The 1,208-nt window shown below is 46.2% G+C and carries 2 protein-coding genes; both read right to left on the bottom strand.

The window, feature by feature from the left end; all coding sequences use genetic code 11:
* A partial coding sequence (locus PVV68_RS10420; RefSeq protein WP_273722070.1) for a phage tail protein occupies positions 1–317 on the bottom strand: 317 nt, incomplete at its 3' end.
* Positions 317–1,183, bottom strand: a complete 867-nt coding sequence (locus PVV68_RS10415; protein ID WP_273757103.1) for a baseplate J/gp47 family protein — start codon at positions 1,181–1,183, stop codon at positions 317–319. The genes PVV68_RS10415 and PVV68_RS10420, both read right to left, overlap by 1 nt.
* Positions 1,184–1,208 lie beyond the last annotated feature (25 nt).

The following is a 1,208-nucleotide window of genomic DNA, read 5'->3' as shown; positions in this document are numbered from 1 at the left end:
CGCCCCGTCCATGCGGGTTGAAAGCGTGCAGAAATCTCTAACCATTCAAGCCCCATCTCTATTGCAGCTATAGAGCCGCGAATATTTTGCCATGCAAGACCCTGATCAATTAAATCATAAAGGTTAGAGAAATAAGGGCTTAATTCTTGTAAGCCATATTCGTCTATTAAAAAGGGCAACCAAGAAGGCGGACGCGTGATAAATTTCGCGCGGGGTATTTCTTCGAGTGCCGTTTTAACGTGAGGGTCAAAAGCCATTGCTTCGGCAAAACAGCGTTCAAACAAGCTCGAATTTGGGGGCAAAAGTGAAGAAAGCATCAATAAGCACGCCCCCGTTTTGACAAAACAATATCCCCTAGTGCGACCGCTTCATCCGGTGCGACCAAAATATCCTCACAAGGATGCGTTATGTTCACATGGTGAACGCCCTCAACCATCAGGCGGCTTAATATCCAACTTATTGAGAGATCACGCCCAAGCCTTTGCGCACGCGCCCATTCTGCTCTTAAATTCTGCTCCGCTCTTTCCAAAACAAAGGCGCCTTCATCCGGTAACAACCAAAAATCAGCAGAAACATTGATCATCCGCTGTACTGCGCTTTTCACAAAGATGTGGTCATTGGTCATTTTAACATGGGGGCAATCAAGGGCTGCTTGCACCTTGGCAATTAAAGCCTCATCAGCCACCCCTGAACGGGCGTCACTAAAAAGCGCAACATGAATAAGCGGGCTTTTACCCTCACGATAAACAAAAGCATCTTTGACATGGATATCACTAGAGAGAGCAAAATATTGATAACGTGGCACTGTACCCCCTGTGGAATGTCCTTGTCTATTCAAACGAATGCGGCGGCGCAAACGCTCATCATCTTCATCCAAAAGGCGCGTAACCCCATGAAAATCCCCCAAATGATCTAAACTTGTGCCATGCGCAAATGTGAGCAAATTATCCCGTGCCACTTCATTGATCCGCTGGCGCAATAGCAACTCTTCATAAGCCGCCGCTTGCAATTGAATGACCACGGGATCATAAGCGGTTTTTTCCACATTATAAGGGATATGATGCGCCGCAAAAAGCTCAGTCAAACGCGTGATCTTTTGCTCTAAAATGGCTTCAACAGAAAGCTCTTCAATAATTTGTGGCAGAGGGAGTTGTGGGAGTGGTAAAGGTTCAAACTCTGTCATCACCAACCTCTAAATTGATGCTCAT

This window comes from Bartonella sp. ML69XJBT (assembly GCF_028618515.1).
Classification (GTDB): Bacteria; Pseudomonadota; Alphaproteobacteria; order Rhizobiales; family Rhizobiaceae; genus Bartonella.
The sequence above is the reverse complement of the archived record's forward strand: the minus strand, read 5'-3'. Positions and strand labels throughout refer to the sequence as shown.